Annotated in this window: 9 protein-coding genes and 1 pseudogene; 2 read left to right on the top strand and 8 right to left on the bottom strand. The window is 61.7% G+C overall.

All coding sequences use genetic code 11. The features are described from left to right. Window positions 1-97: 97 nt before the first annotated feature. From Q8X48_RS29195 to Q8X48_RS29165, 7 genes and pseudogenes are all read right to left on the bottom strand, one after another. Window positions 98-820 carry a Crp/Fnr family transcriptional regulator gene (locus Q8X48_RS29195; RefSeq protein WP_407801986.1) on the bottom strand — a complete coding sequence of 241 codons (723 nt, stop codon included), beginning with the start codon at window positions 818-820 and terminating at the stop codon, window positions 98-100. A gap of 354 nt (window positions 821-1,174) precedes the next feature. Then, a complete protein-coding gene (locus tag Q8X48_RS29190; RefSeq protein ID WP_407801987.1) occupies window positions 1,175-9,838 on the bottom strand; it encodes a GH36-type glycosyl hydrolase domain-containing protein in 8,664 nt (2,887 codons plus the stop codon). A 224-nt stretch (window positions 9,839-10,062) separates the two neighbouring features. Beyond that, window positions 10,063-11,499 (bottom strand): NAD(P)-binding protein, encoded by a 1,437-nt coding sequence (locus Q8X48_RS29185; protein WP_407801988.1) that lies wholly within the window; start codon window positions 11,497-11,499, stop codon window positions 10,063-10,065. Window positions 11,500-11,705: 206 nt separating this feature from the next. Then, a complete protein-coding gene (locus Q8X48_RS29180; protein ID WP_407801989.1) occupies window positions 11,706-12,161 on the bottom strand; it encodes a VOC family protein in 456 nt (151 codons plus the stop codon). Between the two features lie 52 nt (window positions 12,162-12,213). Further along, window positions 12,214-13,017: a 2-oxo-tetronate isomerase gene (gene otnI, locus Q8X48_RS29175; protein WP_407801990.1), complete on the bottom strand. Its 804-nt coding sequence runs from the start codon at window positions 13,015-13,017 to the stop codon at window positions 12,214-12,216. A gap of 82 nt (window positions 13,018-13,099) precedes the next feature. Then, a pseudogene (locus Q8X48_RS29170) lies at window positions 13,100-13,183 on the bottom strand (aldolase); the annotation flags it as partial. Between the two features lie 15 nt (window positions 13,184-13,198). After that, window positions 13,199-14,080 (bottom strand): alpha/beta fold hydrolase, encoded by an 882-nt coding sequence (locus tag Q8X48_RS29165; protein ID WP_407801992.1) that lies wholly within the window; start codon window positions 14,078-14,080, stop codon window positions 13,199-13,201. 129 nt (window positions 14,081-14,209) lie between these two features. Between Q8X48_RS29165 and Q8X48_RS29160 the strand changes: the two genes are divergently transcribed. Both Q8X48_RS29160 and kynB read left to right on the top strand, forming a co-directional pair. Then, on the top strand, window positions 14,210-14,800 hold the full coding sequence (locus Q8X48_RS29160; RefSeq protein WP_407801993.1) for a CGNR zinc finger domain-containing protein: 591 nt from the start codon (window positions 14,210-14,212) through the stop codon (window positions 14,798-14,800). 253 nt (window positions 14,801-15,053) lie between these two features. After that, on the top strand, window positions 15,054-15,698 hold the full coding sequence (gene kynB / locus Q8X48_RS29155) for an arylformamidase (RefSeq protein ID WP_407801994.1): 645 nt from the start codon (window positions 15,054-15,056) through the stop codon (window positions 15,696-15,698). 54 nt (window positions 15,699-15,752) lie between these two features. On the opposite strand, the gene antC is transcribed toward kynB, so the two are convergent. Next, a complete protein-coding gene (gene antC / locus Q8X48_RS29150) occupies window positions 15,753-16,775 on the bottom strand; it encodes an anthranilate 1,2-dioxygenase electron transfer component AntC (protein ID WP_407801996.1) in 1,023 nt (340 codons plus the stop codon). Window positions 16,776-16,778 lie beyond the last annotated feature (3 nt).

Raw genomic sequence — 16,778 nt, 5'->3', positions numbered from 1 at the left:
TGGCGACAGTATCGAAACGCTTCTTTGGTGGATCAGCTTCAGCATTTCACGAACTGGCAACTTCGTGACCGGGGTCGTCCCGAGAAACCTTCACCAGTCACCTCTCCCAGGGAAAGTAGGGCAGCAATCGTTCGGTTTCCCTTCTGACCACGGCGTAGCATTCGCAACTCAGCGCCTCGAGCCGGGCCCTGTCCAGGATCTTGATGTGGCCCCGACTGTATTCGATGACACCCAGGCGCTGGAGCTTGCCGGCGGCGTCGGTCACGCCTTCGCGGCGTACACCCAGCATGTTGGCGATCAGCTCCTGGGTCATGGTCAGTTCATTGCCTTGCAGGCGATCGAGCGACAACAGCAACCAGCGGCACAGCTGCTGGTCGATGGAGTGGTGGCGGTTGCACACTGCCGTCTGGGCCATTTGCGTGATCAGGGCCTGGGTGTAGCGCAGCATCAGCAGCAGCATTTCTTCATGGCGGTTGAACTCGTCCTTGAGTTGCTGGCCGGGTAACCGGTAGGCATGCCCGGCACTTTGCACAACGGCGCGGCTGGGGGTGCTTTCGCCGCCCATGAAGACTGCAACGCCGATCAGGCCTTCATTGCCGACCACTGAAATCTCGGCCGAGGCGCCGTTCTCCATCACATACAACAGCGACACGATGGAGTCGGTGGGGAAGTAGACATGCCGCAGGGCGCCACCGGACTCATAGAGCACTTTGCCCAGTGGCAGCTCGACCAGTTCGAGGTGGGGGAGCAGGCGATCCAGCGCTGGCGCCGGAAGCGCCGCTAGCAGGTAATTCTGTTGTGGCTTGGGTACAGCAAACATATCAGCCACCCTTCGAGGGAGAATTCCCTGAGGGGGACAGGTTACTCCAAAGCGCGCTATGCGTGGCAGCGCACCGAAGCAGTTGCTGCCATCTGCGATGCTCAAGGGAGCGACGCTGCCTCTGCAGCGCCGAACGTTGGAGGTTGTATGAGCAAGCACATTGACCCGAATCTTCGCCAGGGCCCTGGCAAGCCCACTGCGAAACAGCCACAGAGCACGCCGGTCCCCCTGCATGACAAGCCCGGGCAGGCTGCCAACCCGCCCGTACACATCAAACTGGGTGAGGCCGTGCAGACGCACCACCAGGGCCCGAGTCATCCAGTCTGAATCCAGGCCCGCCTAGAGCGCTGTTTCTCAGCGCTCAAGATCGGTTTCGACGGTTCTATCCCACCCAGGGGTTTCGGGTTGCTGCGCTTTTACCGGGCAGGTCACCACGACCTGATGTTCTCTGCCGTCATCGAGCAATTCCAGCGCGTCATTGCCCAGCAGCTCGCCGTCCAGCGTGACCGAGGCTGCAGTGCTCGTGCCGGGGCGTACATGGATATGGTAATGCGTCGCCCCATAGCGGTAGCGCAGCGTGTAGCCAGGCCAGCCCTGCGCCAGCAGCGGTACGATGTGCAATGCAGTCCCGACCCGCCGCACGCCGAGCAATGACTCCACGATGAAGCGGTACGTCCAGCCGGCCGACCCGGTGTACCAGGTCCACCCCCCACGGCCTGCATGGGGCGGCGTGCCGTAGACGTCGGCAGCCATGACATAGGGCTCGACCTTGTAGGTTTCGAGGCGCTTGGCGACGTCATGGCCGGCGGGGTTGATCATGTTGAGCAACCGCCAGGCCCTGACATTGTCGCCAAGCTCGGCGAACGCCATGCCGGCCCAGACCGCGGCATGGGTGTACTGGCCGCCATTTTCCCGTACGCCCGGCACGTAGCCCTTGATATAGCCGGGCTCGAGCGAGCCTGTGTCGAAGGGTGGATCGAGCAGCAGGACCGCGCCTGTGTCGGGGCGTACCAGATGCTGCTCGAATGACGCCATGGCCGTGCGGCGCCGTGTTGGCGAGGCAGCCCCCGACAGTACCGACCAGCTTTGCGAGATCGAGTCGATGCGGCATTCGTCATTGTTGGCCGAGCCCAGGACCTGGCCGTCGTCGAACCAGGCGCGCCGGTACCATGAACCGTCCCACGCATGCTCTTCCAGACTGGCTTGCAGCAAGGCGGCCTGCCGGGTACAGCGCTGTGCGAAAACTGGGTCGCCCTGCAATTGGGCGGTGACGGCAAACTGCTGCAGAACATCAAAGCTGAAGAAGCCTAGCCACACGCTTTCCCCATGACCCAGATGGCCGACCCGATTCATTCCGTCGTTCCAGTCGCCCGTGCCCATCAAGGGCAGGCCGTGGCTGCCGCGCTGCAGGCCGTGTTCGATGGCGCGTACACAATGCTGATAGAGGCTTTCTTCGAGGTGCGACTTGCCGGGCAGGTCGTAATAGGACTCTTCCCCGGCATTGAGCGGTCGGCCTTCAAGGTAACCCACGGGTTCGGCCAGCACGCTGAGGTCGCCGGTGACGCTGACATAGTGACTGGTCGCCAGCGCCAGCCACAGGTAATCGTCCGAGCAGCCACTGCGCACGCCCCGATCGAGCGGCGGGTGCCACCAATGTTGCACGTCGCCTTCGGCATATTGATGGGCTGCACACAGCAACAAATGGCCACGTACGCTGGCGGGATCGGCATGGATCATCGCCATGCTGTCTTGCAGTTGATCGCGAAAGCCGATGGCCCCGCCGGACTGGTAGTAACCACTGCGGGCCTGGAAGCGACAGGCGATGACCTGGTACATCAACCAGCCATTGACCATGACATCGATGCTCGGGTCGGGGGTCTGGACCTGAATCACGCCCAGCTGCGAACGCCAATGCTCGCGTACCGCCTCGAGTTCTGCGGTGGCCGCCCCCAGGCCACGGTACTGTTGAACCAGGCGCAGGGCTGAGGTCGTATCCCGGGCGGCACCGAGGCGGAAGACCACGTCCTGGTCGTCACTGTTGTCGAGGTCGAGGGCCACCTGAATCGCCGCACAGGGGTCCATGCCCCCACCGGTACGGCCTGACAGGCGTGCCTGCTGCAGTCCGGCAGGCGCCTTGAGGCTGCCGTTGCGGCCGATGAACTCGGTGCGATCACCGCTGATGCTGGTGGCGGTCGAGTCGGTATCGAGGAACGCCACCCGTTCGCAAAACTCGATCGAATAGGCGTTCCTGGCGAAGAATGCGCCGCTGCTGGGGTCGGCTTCCGTCACCACATGCATCGCCGATTTGCTGCGCAGGTCGCCCAGCACCCACTCGACATAGCAGGTCGTCGACAGGCGCCGGGCGCGGCCTGAACGGTTGCGAATCTGCAAGTGCGAGAACTTGATCGAAGCATCCAGCGCCACGTACACCCACAACTCGGTGTGGATACCGTCTTCATCGTGCTCGAAGACGCTGTAGCCGAAACCGTGCCGGGTGCGGTACGCGCCGGTACCGGGACAAGGCTGTGGCGTCACCGACCAGAAATGCCCGGTTTCTTCGTCGCGCACGTAGATCGCCTCACCGCTGGCGTCGGTGAGCGGGTCGTTGTGCCAGGGGCTCAGGCGAAATTCGTGAGCGTTTTCCGTCCAGGTGTAAGCGCCCCCACTTTCGGATATCACCGTACCGAAGTGCGGGTTGGCCAACACGTTGGCCCATGGCGCCGGCGTCGGCCTTCCCGGCTGCAAGGTCATGACATACTCGCTGCCATCGGCACTGAAGCCGCCATAGGCGTTGCCCAGGAGCAAACCTTCGATGGCGGGCAGGGTAGCGGCCGCTTTTACCTGGCGCTTGAGCGTGGGCACGAATGCCGGGTAGGCCGGGCTTGCGTGACGCCGATGGACCTGCTCGGCAATGCTGCCATTGCCTTCGCTCAGCACCAGGCGCGCCACCGACAGGATCAGCGTACGGTCCTCGTTCGACAACTGCTGTGCGGGACGCACGAAAATGCCTCCGGGACGGTCGATCAGCGAAGCTTCGCTGCCGGACGTCACCACCCCCATGATCAAATCCTGGAGTTGCTGGCGATAGCCGGCCTGGTCTTCGTTCCAGATGACCAGGTCCACCATTAGCCCCTTTTGCCGCCAGTAGGCATGGGCCTTGACCATCTGGTGCACGAGTTCGATGTTGTCGACGGTGGCGATCTGCAACAGAACGATGGGCAGGTCCCCTGAAATCGCCTGGCCCCAGAGGCTCGATTGATTGCGTCGGTTGGCCATCAGGACGCTGTTTTCCGCGCGTAACGAAGCATTGGCGTAGAGGATCGAAGAGGCCATCTGTTCGAACAGGCGCCCATCTTCCGGCGAGACATTGAGTTGACGCAGCAACACCTGGCTGTGGGTCCATGCCAGGTCGAAGACGCGGTCGGCGAGGTGCCGGTCGCGGTATTTATTGATCAGGTACAGACAGTCCTCACGGCTGTCCGCGATGCCGGTCACCAGGTCAATGGTCGCCGTTTGTCCGGGTTCCAGGGTGATACGGCAGCGGATGGCCACGATCGGGTCCAGCACCGAGCCTGCGGTGCCGGACAACTGCTCGACATTGCCATCGAGCGCCGCCGGTGCTGCAACGTTGCGTCCGCGGCCAATGAAACGCGCTCGATCGGTCTCGTAGGAAATGGCGTCGATGTCCACGCCATGGGCGGCCAGCAGGTGGCACATCCAGGGGACGGCTTCCTCACTGGAGCGCCGCCTGCGGGTGCAGACGATGGCCTGCAGCGCCGGTAACAATTCGGTCTGCACGAACAGGTTGCTGAAGGCCGGGTGCATGGCATCACTGATTGCCGGGGCCAGGACCACCTCGGCGTAGGTGGTGAGCTCCACGCTACGGCGCACGCGACTGCGGTTGGTGATGTGCAGCCTGCGCAGCTCGATATCGTCTTCGGGGGACACGACGATCTCGGTGTGGGTATCGAAGTCGAGCTCGCGAACACGAAACTCGGCCCGGGCATCGCTGAAAATCGCTTCATGGCTTTCTGGCTTGTGCCGGGTCGGCTGGTGGGCGGAGGACCAGAACACGCCGCTGCTGACATCGCGCAGGTAGCAGAACATGCCCCAGTTGTCGCAGGTCGCGTCTTCATGCCAGCGGGTCACGGCGATGTCGTTGCAGCGGCTGTAACCACCGCCGGCACTGCTGAGCATGACGTGGTAACGGCCGTTGGACAGTAGCTGGACGGCGGGGCGCTTGCGCCCGGGATCGGCGAACACTCGCAGCCTGGTTTCCTGCGCGTGTCCGTTTTCATCTGTGGCAGGTGCCAGGGTTGCATGCAGGTAAGGTGCGGCGGTTTTGGGGACGCGTTCCTGCAGCAACAGGATGGTCGCCTGGAAGGCCGGGATCGACTCGAAGCGTCGTTGCATCGGCCGGTCCAGCAGCAGGCTGGTCAAGGCCAGCAGGCTCATGCCCTGATGGTGTGCCATGAACGAGCGCACGACCGCATAGCGCTGGCCGCGTGGCAGGCGTGCCTCGGTGTAGTCGACCGCTTCGTACAGGCCATAGCGGCCGGCCGACCCTTGGGCCGCCAGGCGCTGCAGGTTGCGGCAGGCCGCTTGCGGCTCGACCATCAGCGCCAGGGCGCTGGCGTACGGCGCAATCACGGTATCGTCGGCCAGTCCGCGCTTGAGGCCAAGGCCTGGAACACCGAACGCCCGATACTGATAATTGAAGTGGGCGTCGAGGGTGTTGTAACCCGACTCGGACACGCCCCAGGGGATACCCAACAGGTTGCCATGCTCGATCTGCAAGGCCACGGCCGCACGGCATGTCTGCTCCAGCAGCGTCCCTTCATAGCTGGGCATGACCAGGTTGGGCATCAGGTACTCGAACATCGATCCGGACCAGGAAAGCAATACCGGTACCCCCCGATTGTTGCTGAGCAAGCGTCCGAGGGTGAACCAGGCCTGTTGCGGCAGCTGGCCCTGGGCGATGACCACGAAATTGGTCAGGCGAACCTCTGACGCGAGCAGGTCGTAATAACCGTTGTCCAGCCTGCGCTCGTCGGCGTTGTAGCCTATCGAGAACAGGTCACGTTGAGCATCGTAGAGGAAGGTGAAGTCCATGCTCGCCAGTGACGCGGACAATTCGACCAGACGCTCAAGGTGGCTGATTCGTGCGCGCGCCAGATGTTGTACGGCCTGCACTTGCGCCTGATCGGCGGGCAGCCACAGCGTGCAATCGAGCTCGGCCATTTGCCGCAGGCTGAGTGCTGGTGCTGGTGCTGGTGCTGGTGCTGGTGCCCGGGCGGGTGCCAATGGCAGCTCGAAGCGCAGTCGTTCTGCCCGCAGATCCGCACACTGCGCCTGCAATGCCTGCAGCCAGTAGTGTGCTTCTTCAGCAGCGGTGTCGATTGCCAAGGCATCCGCCAGATCGAGTACTTGCAAGAGGTTGTCCGGGGTGTCCTGGACAATCGCCGACGCCACCTCCGCGCGCAGTTCAAGCACGGCACGGTCATCGAGGCTGCCGTCCTGTAACGCCTGCTGCAGCACATCGAGGGTGTCGCCCAGACCGCTGAGAATGCGTTGATCGAACAGAGGGGTGTCGATCAACCCCAGCAATCCCGGCCGCAGGGTGAGCAGCAGGCCCGCCAGGTTGCCGCTGTCCACGGTGGACACATACCGAGGCGCCAGCGGCAGGAGTGACTGGGTGTCGTACCAGTTGTAGAAGTGCCCATGGTGTCGCTCAAGACCGGCCATGCACTCAAGCGTGGCAGTGACGCGTTCAAGCAGGCGCCCGGTACTCAGGTAACCGAAATCGTGGGCCGCCAGGTGCGAGAGCAAGGCCATGCCCATGTTGGTCGGTGAGGTGCGATGGGCAATGGTTGGCTTGGGTATCTCCTGGACGTTGTCCGGCGGCAACCAGTTGTCCTCAGGCCCCACGTACCGATCGAAGAACGCCCAGGTCCGGCGTGACAGCATGCGCAGGAAGCGCAGCTCTTGCACTGACGGGTCAAACCCCGCCGGGGTTGTCGGCAGGCTGATCCACCAGGCAATCGCCGGACTTACCAGCCACACCAGCAGCAAGGGTGCCGCCAGTGCGAGTACATGAAGAGAGGGGAGCAGGGCCACGAATAGAATCAGCGCCAGCGCAGGGGCAATCCACATGCTTTTATACATGCCGGACAGATCATTGCCACTGGAACGCTCCACCTCACGAGACGGTTGCCATTGCAGCAGGCGGCGCTTGCTGATCAGCATGCGCCACAGTGAGCGGCCAATCGCATCGAAGCTCAACAACGCATCGGAGGGCAACCAGACAATCGACAACAGCGCGCGCATGAAATGCTGGCCCGAGGTCCGTAATGCCGCACTCAGGTGTTGCCCCAATGGAATATCGGCAGCTTTCTGTACCAGCGCCAGTACCGATTGCAGCAAGGGCTGGAGAAATACCAGGATGACCACCGCCAATGTCCAGGAGACGGCCTCGCTCGAACCCAGCCAGCCCCATGTCAGCATGGCCAGGAAGGCGCCTGGCTCCAGGCTGCGGCGCAGATTGTCAAAAATCTTCCAGCGGGCAAGGTTGCAAAGAAGGTTGGGCGCAAATCCTCCCTGGGGTTTCGGTGCCCACGGCGAGGCCCAGTACAGCACTTGCCAGTCTCCGCGAATCCAGCGGTGTCGGCGCTTGGCATCGGCGCTGTAGCGAGACGGGTATTCCTCATACAGTTGTACATCGCTGAGCAGCCCGCAACGGGCATAGCAGCCTTCGATCAGGTCATGGCTGAGAATGCGGTTATCGGGCAGACAGCCCTCGAGTGCCTGTTCGAAGGCGTCGACGGCATAGATGCCCTTGCCGATGAAGGAACCGCTCTGGAACAGGTCTTGATAAACATCGGAGACGGCACGGGTATAGGGATCGACACCCGCATCGCTGCCAAACAGGCGGGCGTAGGTCGAGCGTGCCGTGCTGGGCAGGCTGATCCCCACGCGTGGCTGGAGAATTGCGTAACCGCTGACGATCTTGCCGCTCTGCTCATCGAATACCGGCTGGTTCAGCGGGTGCATCATCGCACCGATGCACTGACGTGCGACATCCCGGGGCAGCAAGGTATCGGTGTCCAGGGTGATGACGAAGCGCACCGACTCCAGTGGCGCGACATCACCGACGATCAATGCAAAGCGCTGCTGTCCTTTACCTCGCAGCAACGCGTTGAGCTCGGCGAGCTTGCCGCGCTTGCGTTCATGCCCCATCCATACCCGCTCGGTCGCGTTCCAGTGCCTGGGCCTGTGCAGCAGGAAGAACCGGTCGACCTGGCCATCGGCATACTTGTGGTTGAGCGCCTCGATCAGTTGGCGCGCCAGGGCGAGCAATTCGGCATCCTCGGGCATCACCTCGGCAGGGGCGTCCATGAAGTCACTGAGCAGCGCAAAATGCAGGTTGGCATCGCGATTGGCCAGGAATCGCACTTCCAGGCCTTCCGCCAGGGCCTCGATGTCGCCGGCGTTGGCAAACATCGTCGGCACCGCCACCAGCGTTCGCGCCTCGGTCGGTATGCCCTTGCTGTAATCCAGGCGCGGCAGCAGCGACGGGACGACCGTGAGCGTCACCAGCCAGTTGACCAGCCCGATCGCCAGGCGGCTGGTCATCAATAACGCGGGCACGGCGAGCAAGGCCAGGCACCACAGTGGTGTGCCGCTGTGATAGGCACTGCCGAGGAATGGCCAGGCCAGCAGCAGTGTCAGCAGCAGGGAAGGGCACAGGTAGAACTTCAACGGGGCGCTCTGCAGCAGCCGCTTCCATCGCTCGTGCAGCGGCACGCTGGCATGCAGGGCCTGCTCCAGTCTGAGTAACCCGTCAGCCACCAGGTAATAACCCACGTGGCCGGTGACACCGGCCGTGGGCTGTGTGCTCGCGGCCAGTTCAATGGTGGCTTGTGCCACCCTGGTTTCGGAGTGCACGCAATGCCGGGCAAGGCGTTCGACCACATGGCGGTAACGATCACGGGTGGCAAAGTCCATGTTCGCGTAGACGCCTGCCGGGTCCGTGCGCAATACCTGTTCGACATGGCTGAGCAGCTCGACGAACTCGCGCCAGTCGGTCGCTGCCAGCAACCGCAGGCTGGCGATGCTATTGCTGATGGACACCTGGTCACCGGATTGCTGCTGGGCATCCATCTGCACCAGGCGTTCGACCGTAAGGCCGGACTCACCGAGCGTCTGTTCTATCCACGCCATGGGCAATATCAGCGCGGCGCTTTGTCCGTGCAGGCGGCGCGCCAGTTCCGCAACGAAGGGTGGCGTCATCGGTGGTGCCGATCGCGCCATGTCGGCAACGGTCAATACCACGCTCTTGGCGTCGCGCTCGGCCATTTCGATCAATCGATCGGCCCAGTCATCGGCAAGGTTACGGTCATCCCGGTTGGCCATGACCCGGGATGCCACGCGCCGCAGGTTCTCGATCAGCGCCAGGCGCAGCATGATCGGGATGGCCCATAGCTCGCCCAGGGTCAGGGGCGTGATGGTCTGATAAGAGGCGATGAAACAGTTCAGGCTTGGCGCGTCGACCCGGCCATCGCCGTGCGCGATGGTTTCCAGGGCGATGTCGTAGACCCGCGGCAGGCCTGCCGAAGGGCCTTCGGCCAGACGTGGCAGCTCGCGGCTATAGCCGTCGGGCAGGTGGGTCCTGGCGGTACGGATGTTTTCCTCGATCAGGTAGAAGTTGTCCAGCAGCCATTCCGCCGCAGGGGTTGGGCGTCGGGTGGACAGTTGAACGGTCTTGAGCGCTGCGCAGCTACGTTCCAGAAGCAGTTGGTTGTCAGTCAGGCGGCCAAGCAAGGCATCCTTTTTTGAAAGGCGCCCGAGCAAATGCTGGCGTGCCAGCACGATGCCGTGGTCTGCCATCTGCTGGGCATTGAACAGGTCGGCACGCAGGATGGGCTCGTACTCGAACTTGTGCCGTGCTGCACTCCACCTGAGCCAGATGGCCGGTGAGCGCCAAAGGCTGGACAGCGTGCGAGTCAGGATATTTTGCATGAATTCCTTCGTACGACCCGCGCAGGGCAGGTCGCTTGTGGAATGAAGGCGGTTCTACGCCAGGCCAGGTGTGCGGGGCATTGCGCCGCCGGGCGCTGCATTCCACCGACGAGTGTGGAGGATTCATCGCGGCGAAGTCTGTTCGCTAGCGAACATAGGCCATGTCAAACGCGGGGGCTGGGTCACTCAGGGTGTACAGTCGCTGTCCGACCCCATTCAGTCGCTCAGGACTCCCGCGCTAAACCTGCTACGGCCTGCAAGAGCCGGGGCATGTTTTCCAGGGCTTTTTTTCTGGCTTCCGTAAACCGGTTCAACACTGCAAGCTTTTCAGGATCCCCCTCCTGCAGGCTTCGCAACACGGTTGGCAAAAGGTGCAAGTGACACTGCGCAAGCCAGTTGGACAACCCCGCATGCTGCTTCCATTGCCGTTGATTGCCAAGATAAGCGGCCCACATCCTGACCCAGTCCACCGGTGAGCGTGGCAGCGGGACAAACCCGCATAGTGTGTTCATCTGTAGCTGATCGTCGAGGTGGCTTTCCACGTAGGCGATGACTGCGGCACTGAACAGGATCTGATAACTGCTGACTGTCACCAGGTTGATACGATTGCCATCAAACGTTTTCACGCTTCCCTCAGGAATAATCGGGACAGCGCTGGCGCTGCAGTCGATGTAAAGGGCGTCGGGATCTGCAGCGATGCTGCCCTTCTCAAGGGATATTCGGCTGGCCCCAATCGCGCAGACTCTCCCCAGGCGCACTACGTTGTTTATGCGCCGTAGCGCACGCAATTCCCCTTGTGAAATGGTCGCAGCGCGGAAGGCGGTGGGTTCGACGGCTTGATCGATGCGCAACAGTTCGCCGGCACTTTCGAGTCTGAGGAAGAGGTCCGGGATCGAATCTGCAGCACCTATCGCTTCGAACTGGTTCGCGAGACTGCCGATCGTTCGTACAACATTCTCCTGGCCGGGTTGAAAGTTGGCGCGATCCAACAGCCAGGGGGCGTTTGGAACGATCCATTGAATCCTGCCAGGTGCCACGCCATTTTGCAGCAGCCACAGGCAGGCATCGATGCCGGTCTTTCCTCCCCCCACCACCACGTAACGCGAGCAAGGCTGTCCGACCTTTGGCAAGTCGTTGAGCGGTATGCACCGTATACCGGGCTCGACCCGGTAATGCGGTGGATGGGTCGAAGGAACGGCTGTCTGTGCCATAGTCGCATCCACCAGCTTCCTTCGTACCCGGACAGCCTTGCTTTCGCCGGTAAGCAAGGAGGTGATGCAATGACTATCGCTGCGATCACCTTCGTAGTTGTGCATCGGAAAATAGTGCACCCGACCTGACGGCAAGAATCGATGCTGCATAAGCTGATCGAAGTAACTGACAATCTCGCTGCCCGAGGCCAATTCATATAAGCCACCGCCCCATTCGGATTCGTCCTTTTGCCCGGAGCCCAACTCGCAGGAGTTAACGCCATAGAAGGCAGACGGCTGGTGCAGGCGGACGAACGAGTAGGCATCATTCCAGTGCCCACCCGGTTGAGCGTGTCGATCCACCATCAGCACACGCGCATCCGATTGATCGAGCAATGTATCGACGAAGGCCATGGCTGTAGCCCCCGCGCCGATAACCAGATAGTCCGTCTCCAGGGTGGTTGTGTTCATTGGAACGCCCTAATGAAGGTTGAAAATATTCCTCCATCGAATCAGGCTAGTTCTTTTCGCTCGTCGTAAAAGAACCGTTGTTCCTTGTCTACATAGCCAACAGATTTAAAGATTCTCCAGGACCCCTGACACTTGATCTGCCTACGGGTCAAAGGGGCGTATTGGAAGAACCCACGGCCGCAAGCAGACGTTCATCACCGCATCACTCAGGCAAATGCAGCCTCTACAAATGCCTCTAGCGCCTTGTCTTCCAGGATTTCGATAGAGAAGTGCCCGAAGCGCTTGGGCAACCAGATAATGCGTGTCCCGGACGGGGATTGCAGGTTCGCGCGGGCCAATGGCTTGCCGTTTTCATCTTCTGGCTGAACACCGGCGGCCATCAGTTCGTCATAGGCCTTCTCGATGTCCGGCGTCGAATAGCAGTGGCGATAAATCATCCCTTCACCCGAGGCGTCCAGTAGCTCCCTCAGGTTCCCGGCCAGCGGCTGTACCAGCATGAAACGCTCTTGGCCGATCAGCGCAATCGCGTAGCGCACGTGCAGGCCACCTCGTTCCCAGACGAGCGTCTTGGATATCCTGGCGTTCAGTATCTGTGCGTAGTAGGCACAGGCTTCGTCGAGATTCTTGACCAGTACATCGATGTGACTGAACTTCAGTTCCATTGCATGCCTCCTGCTGCCCCGGCGTCCTGGTGACCCATGAATGAAAAGCCGTCTATGCCGGGCCTTGGCTTGACCGACCCTGCCAATCGCGCAGCCATTGCAAGCCCTTGGAGGTGTCGCCGCGTGGCCGGTACTCGCAACCCACCCAACCGCTGTACCCCAGTTGATCGATCAGCTCGAACAGGTAGGGATAGTTCAGCTCGTTGTTCATGTCCGGTTCGTGGCGATCCGGCACACCGGCGATCTGGATATGGCCGATGTTGGCGATATCCCGTCGCAGCTTCGTCGCCACGTCACCCTCGACGATCTGGCAATGGTAGACGTCGAACTGGACCTTGAGGTTGGCCTGGCCGACCGCTTTGCAGATAGCCTGGGCCTGATGTTGGTAGTTGAGGAAAAACCCCGGCATGTCGCGGGTATTGATCGGCTCCAGCAATACAGTGATGCCAGCCTTGGCGGCTTGTGTCGCTGCGTGGCTGAGGTTTTCCAGGTAGGTTTGCTGGTGCCTGGCGCGATCCGCTTCGTTGGCCAGCAGCCCGGCCATGACATGGATGCGGTCGTTGCCCAGTACCGCGGCGTATTCCAGGGCCTTGTCGAAACCGGCGCGGAACTCCGACTCACGGCCTGGCAAGGACACCGTGCCTTTTTCCCCGGCCGCGATATTGCCAGGCGGTGCGTTGAACAGGGCCTGGACCAGGCCATTGTCGTCGAGCCGCTGTTTCAATTGCTGTGGGCTGTAGTCGTAGGGGGACATGTACTCCACTGCCTGAAAACCATCGGCTGCGGCGGCGGCGAAACGGTCGAGAAAGTCATGTTCGGGGTAGAGCATGCTGAGGTTGGCAGCGAAACGAGGCATGAAGACTCCTGCGGTCAAAAAATCAATCTGTGGGTTACCCCTGCACACCAACGGCTTCGTGCAATTCATCCAGCGCCTGGGGCAGCGGCGACAGGATGTCATCCTCGTGCCAGACACCGGCCAGCGTCAATGCCACCCGGTAGGTCGAGTGGGTGTGTACCACGCCTCGTCCCTGCACCTCTCAGTCGAGATGACTGCCCACCACCTCGACTATCCGTTGAGCAATCTGCACGGCGTGGGTCTCCAGCGCGAAGTGGCCGGTATCGAGCATCTCGACCACCGCATTGGGGTTGTCACGCTTGTAGGCCTCGGCACCTGGTGGAATGAAAAACGGATCGCCCTTGCCCCAGATCGCCAGCGTCGGCACCTGGGCATCGCGCAAGAATTGCTGGAACGCCGGGTACAGCTTCAGGTTGTTCTGGTAGTCATAAAACAGATCGAGCTGGATGTCCTTGTTGCCGGGTCGTTCCAGCAATAGCGCGTCCAGATGATAACCCTCGGGTGCAATGAGATCGGGGTTGCTCACGCCTTCCACATACTGCCAGCGCGTGCCTTCCAGGTGCAGGATGGCATCGTGGATCACCTGGCGATTGGCGGGCGACGGCTCGTCCCAATACCGGCGGATCGGCGCCCAGGCATCCCCCAGGCCTTCGAGATAGGCATTGCCGTTCTGCGAAACGATCGCGCTGACCCGCTCCGGGTACGCCAGCGCCAGGCGCAGGCCGACCGGCGCCCCATAGTCGAAGAAGTACATCCCGTAACGCTTGAGGCCCAGCACATCGACGAACTGGCGGATCGTCTCGCCGATGGCATCGAAGGTGTAGACGTAGTGGCGTTCGGCGGGCACCTCGGTGAAACCGAAACCGGGCAGATCCGGCGCCATCAGGCGGTACTTGTCGGCGAGCCGCGGGATCAGGTCCCGGAATTGGTGCGACGAGCTGGGAAAGCCGTGCAACAGCAAGAGTACGGGAGCGTCGGCAGCACCGGCCTCGCGGTAGAAAACCCTGATGCCGTCGGCTTCGACGAATTTGCAGGCAATGGTGGTGTGCGGGAGCGTGGTCATGACGGATCTCCATTGTAACTGTTTAAAGTTATTTATACGGGTTACCTATTTTCATTTTGCACGGACTTTGTAACTGGTCAAATCTTTTTTGTGGGTTACACTGCGTGCATCGATTCCCGGGAGATTTCCATGACTGACGCCGTCGCCACGCCTGACTTGCCCCTACCGCTGGTGCTGGCCGACCATCCGGCGCTGGATCTGCTGAACACCCGAATGATGGTCGATGGCCAGCGGCGCGACCTGCTCAACAGCGATGCCGACGCGGCGCGCTGGCTGGAGCAGATCGGTTTCGGTCTGGCGACGGACGTGGCGGTGGGTGACGGGCAGTTGCTTGCCCGATTGCGCAAGCTGCGCGACTGCATCGAGAGCCTGCTCGCTGCCCGTCGAGAGAATCGCGTGGCGGATCCGGCAGCGCTCAATGCCTTTCTGCTGCGGGTCGTGCCGCAACTGGTGTGGGAGGAGGCGGGCGCGCCGGTGCTGGATCGCTTGCACCAGGGCGATGCCGGCCACCAGCGTCTGGGCAGGCTCGCTTACGCCGCTGCGGAGTTGCTGGCCGAAGGCGATTTCAGCCTGGTACGCAAATGCGAAAGCGCCGAATGTTCATTGATGTTTTACGACCGCACCAAATCCCACAAGCGACGCTGGTGCAGCATGGCGCTGTGCGGAAACCGGCATAAGGTCGCCGAATTCCGCAAGCGACGCCAGGGTGTCGCGGACTGAAGGGCATAGCGCTGCGCGGTATGGGCGGGGCAGCACCCCGGTCAGCCTGAACCACCGTCATCCGATCTTTCATCGAGCGTTGCTGCCTGTGAGGACCGCGTCGTCGAAGGTTGCACTTTGAAATTTCCTGCCGCCATCACGCTCATCCCTAGCGGTTTGTGCGAAAACCCGCTCGTTTGCCCAGGGTTTTTGCACGAATCTGCACCGTTGTCGCTCGTATCATTTCACTCGGTAAAAACGCTGAGCATTTGCGATGACAAAAAACACGACACTGTGGGACATCAGTCCACCCTTGAGTAGCGAAACACCGACCTGGCCGGGGGACACGCCTTTTCTGGAAGAGCGGGTCTGGACCTACGGTCCCGAGTGCCCGGTGAATGTCGGACGCATCACCCTGTCACCGCACACCGGTGCCCACGTCGATGCGCCGCTGCATTACAGCGCTGACGGCGCGGCGATTGGTGAGGTCGCGTTGGATGTGTATATCGGGCCTTGCCGCGTTTTGCATTGTCTGGACAGCGGCGACCTGGTGCAGCCCGGGCAACTGGAAGGGCGTTTGCACGATGTGCCCGAGCGCGTGCTGCTGCGGACCTATCGCCAGGCACCGCTGGCTGCCTGGGATCCGGCGTTCACGGCCGTTACCAGGGAAACCATCGATTTGTTGGCCAGCCTGGGTGTGAGGTTGATCGGCATCGATACGCCGTCACTGGACCCGCAGCAATCCAAGACGATGGATTCGCACCGTGCCGTGGCCCGTCACGGCATGGCCATTCTTGAGGGGATCGTGCTCGACGACGTGCCGGAAGGGGATTACGAGTTGATCGCGTTGCCGCTACGTTTTGCCAACCTCGACGCCAGCCCGGTCCGGGCTATTTTGCGACCGCTGGGTACTCATTAATACGAGTGACCCAATCGGCAATCCGGAACCGGGCGCCGGTTCCGGTAGCGGGTGTCAGGCGTTACTCTCGGTGAATTTTTCGTAGTACAACTGCACGCTGTCCAGTGCTTGTGCCTGCAGCCAGGTCTTGATCGATTCAACCATCGGCGGCGGCCCGCAGACGTACATGTCGACCGGGCCGTCGCGCAGTTCGGCGACGTCGAAGTGTTCGGCGATGTAGCCGCGCTTGCCGGTCCAGTGCGGCGACGGTTCGCTGACCACCTCGGTGTATCGCAGCCCCGGGAGGTGTTGCGCATACGCCTGGATGCGCGCCTGTTCGCACAGGTCGGCCGCATCGCGCACGCCGTAGTACAAGTGCACGGGTTGCTCGCAGCCGCGTTCAGCCAGTTCGTCGAGCATGCCCAGCAAGGCAGACAGTCCGGTGCCGCCGGCCACCAGGATCAGTGGCCGGGCGACGTGACGCAGATAAAAAGCCCCCAGCGGTGCCTCCAGAACGATGGGGTCACCCACCTGACAGCGTTCGCGGATGTAGTTGCTCATCGCGCCATCGGGCAGCAGGCGAATCAGAAACTGCAGCCGATTGCTGACGCCCGGCCGGTTGGCGAAGGAGTAGGAACGCTTGTTCTCGGTCCCCGGAATCTGCAGCCGGGCGTACTGCCCGGGCAGGTAATCCAGCGACTGGCCCACATCGCCCAGATCCAGATGCAGGATCGCCGTGCTGGCCGACACCTGTTTGACCTCGGTGACCGTTGCCGTGAGTTGATCGGGGCCAGCGGCGTTGCACAGACTGGAAGCGAAGTCGAAATAGAACGCGGCGTCGGATTTGACCCGGGTCTGGCAGGTGAGCATTTTGCGTTGTTGCAGGTCCTGGCTGGAGAGGGCTTCCTCATCCACATAGTCCTGGCTGTAATCGCCCGACTCGCAGCGCCCCTGGCAGGTTCCGCAGACGCCTTCGCGGCAGTCCAGGGGGATGTTGATGCCATTGCGCAGGGCGGCGTCGAGCAGGATTTCATTGGCCTGCACAGGGAAGAACAGCGTTTTGCCGTCGGCAAAGCTGAACGCGACTTTATGGTTCATGCC

The sequence above is a fragment of the Pseudomonas sp. QLc11A genome (assembly GCF_052112305.1).
GTDB classification, from domain to species: Bacteria; Pseudomonadota; Gammaproteobacteria; order Pseudomonadales; family Pseudomonadaceae; genus Aquipseudomonas; species Aquipseudomonas laurylsulfatiphila.
The sequence above is the reverse complement of the archived record's forward strand: the minus strand, read 5'-3'. Positions and strand labels throughout refer to the sequence as shown.

Bases quoted from the DNA above. Each gene is read 5' to 3' on its own strand.
- antC (WP_407801996.1), bottom strand. From the start codon at position 16,775: ATGAACCATAAAGTCGCGTTCAGCTTTGCCGACGGCAAAACGCTGTTC.
- Q8X48_RS29190 (WP_407801987.1), bottom strand. From the start codon at position 9,838: ATGCAAAATATCCTGACTCGCACGCTGTCCAGCCTTTGGCGCTCACCG.
- Q8X48_RS29185 (WP_407801988.1), bottom strand. From the start codon at position 11,499: ATGAACACAACCACCCTGGAGACGGACTATCTGGTTATCGGCGCGGGG.
- Q8X48_RS29165 (WP_407801992.1), bottom strand. From the start codon at position 14,080: ATGACCACGCTCCCGCACACCACCATTGCCTGCAAATTCGTCGAAGCC.
- Q8X48_RS29160 (WP_407801993.1), top strand. From the start codon at position 14,210: ATGACTGACGCCGTCGCCACGCCTGACTTGCCCCTACCGCTGGTGCTG.
- Q8X48_RS29180 (WP_407801989.1), bottom strand. From the start codon at position 12,161: ATGGAACTGAAGTTCAGTCACATCGATGTACTGGTCAAGAATCTCGAC.
- kynB (WP_407801994.1), top strand. From the start codon at position 15,054: ATGACAAAAAACACGACACTGTGGGACATCAGTCCACCCTTGAGTAGC.
- Q8X48_RS29195 (WP_407801986.1), bottom strand. From the start codon at position 820: ATGTTTGCTGTACCCAAGCCACAACAGAATTACCTGCTAGCGGCGCTT.
- otnI (WP_407801990.1), bottom strand. From the start codon at position 13,017: ATGCCTCGTTTCGCTGCCAACCTCAGCATGCTCTACCCCGAACATGAC.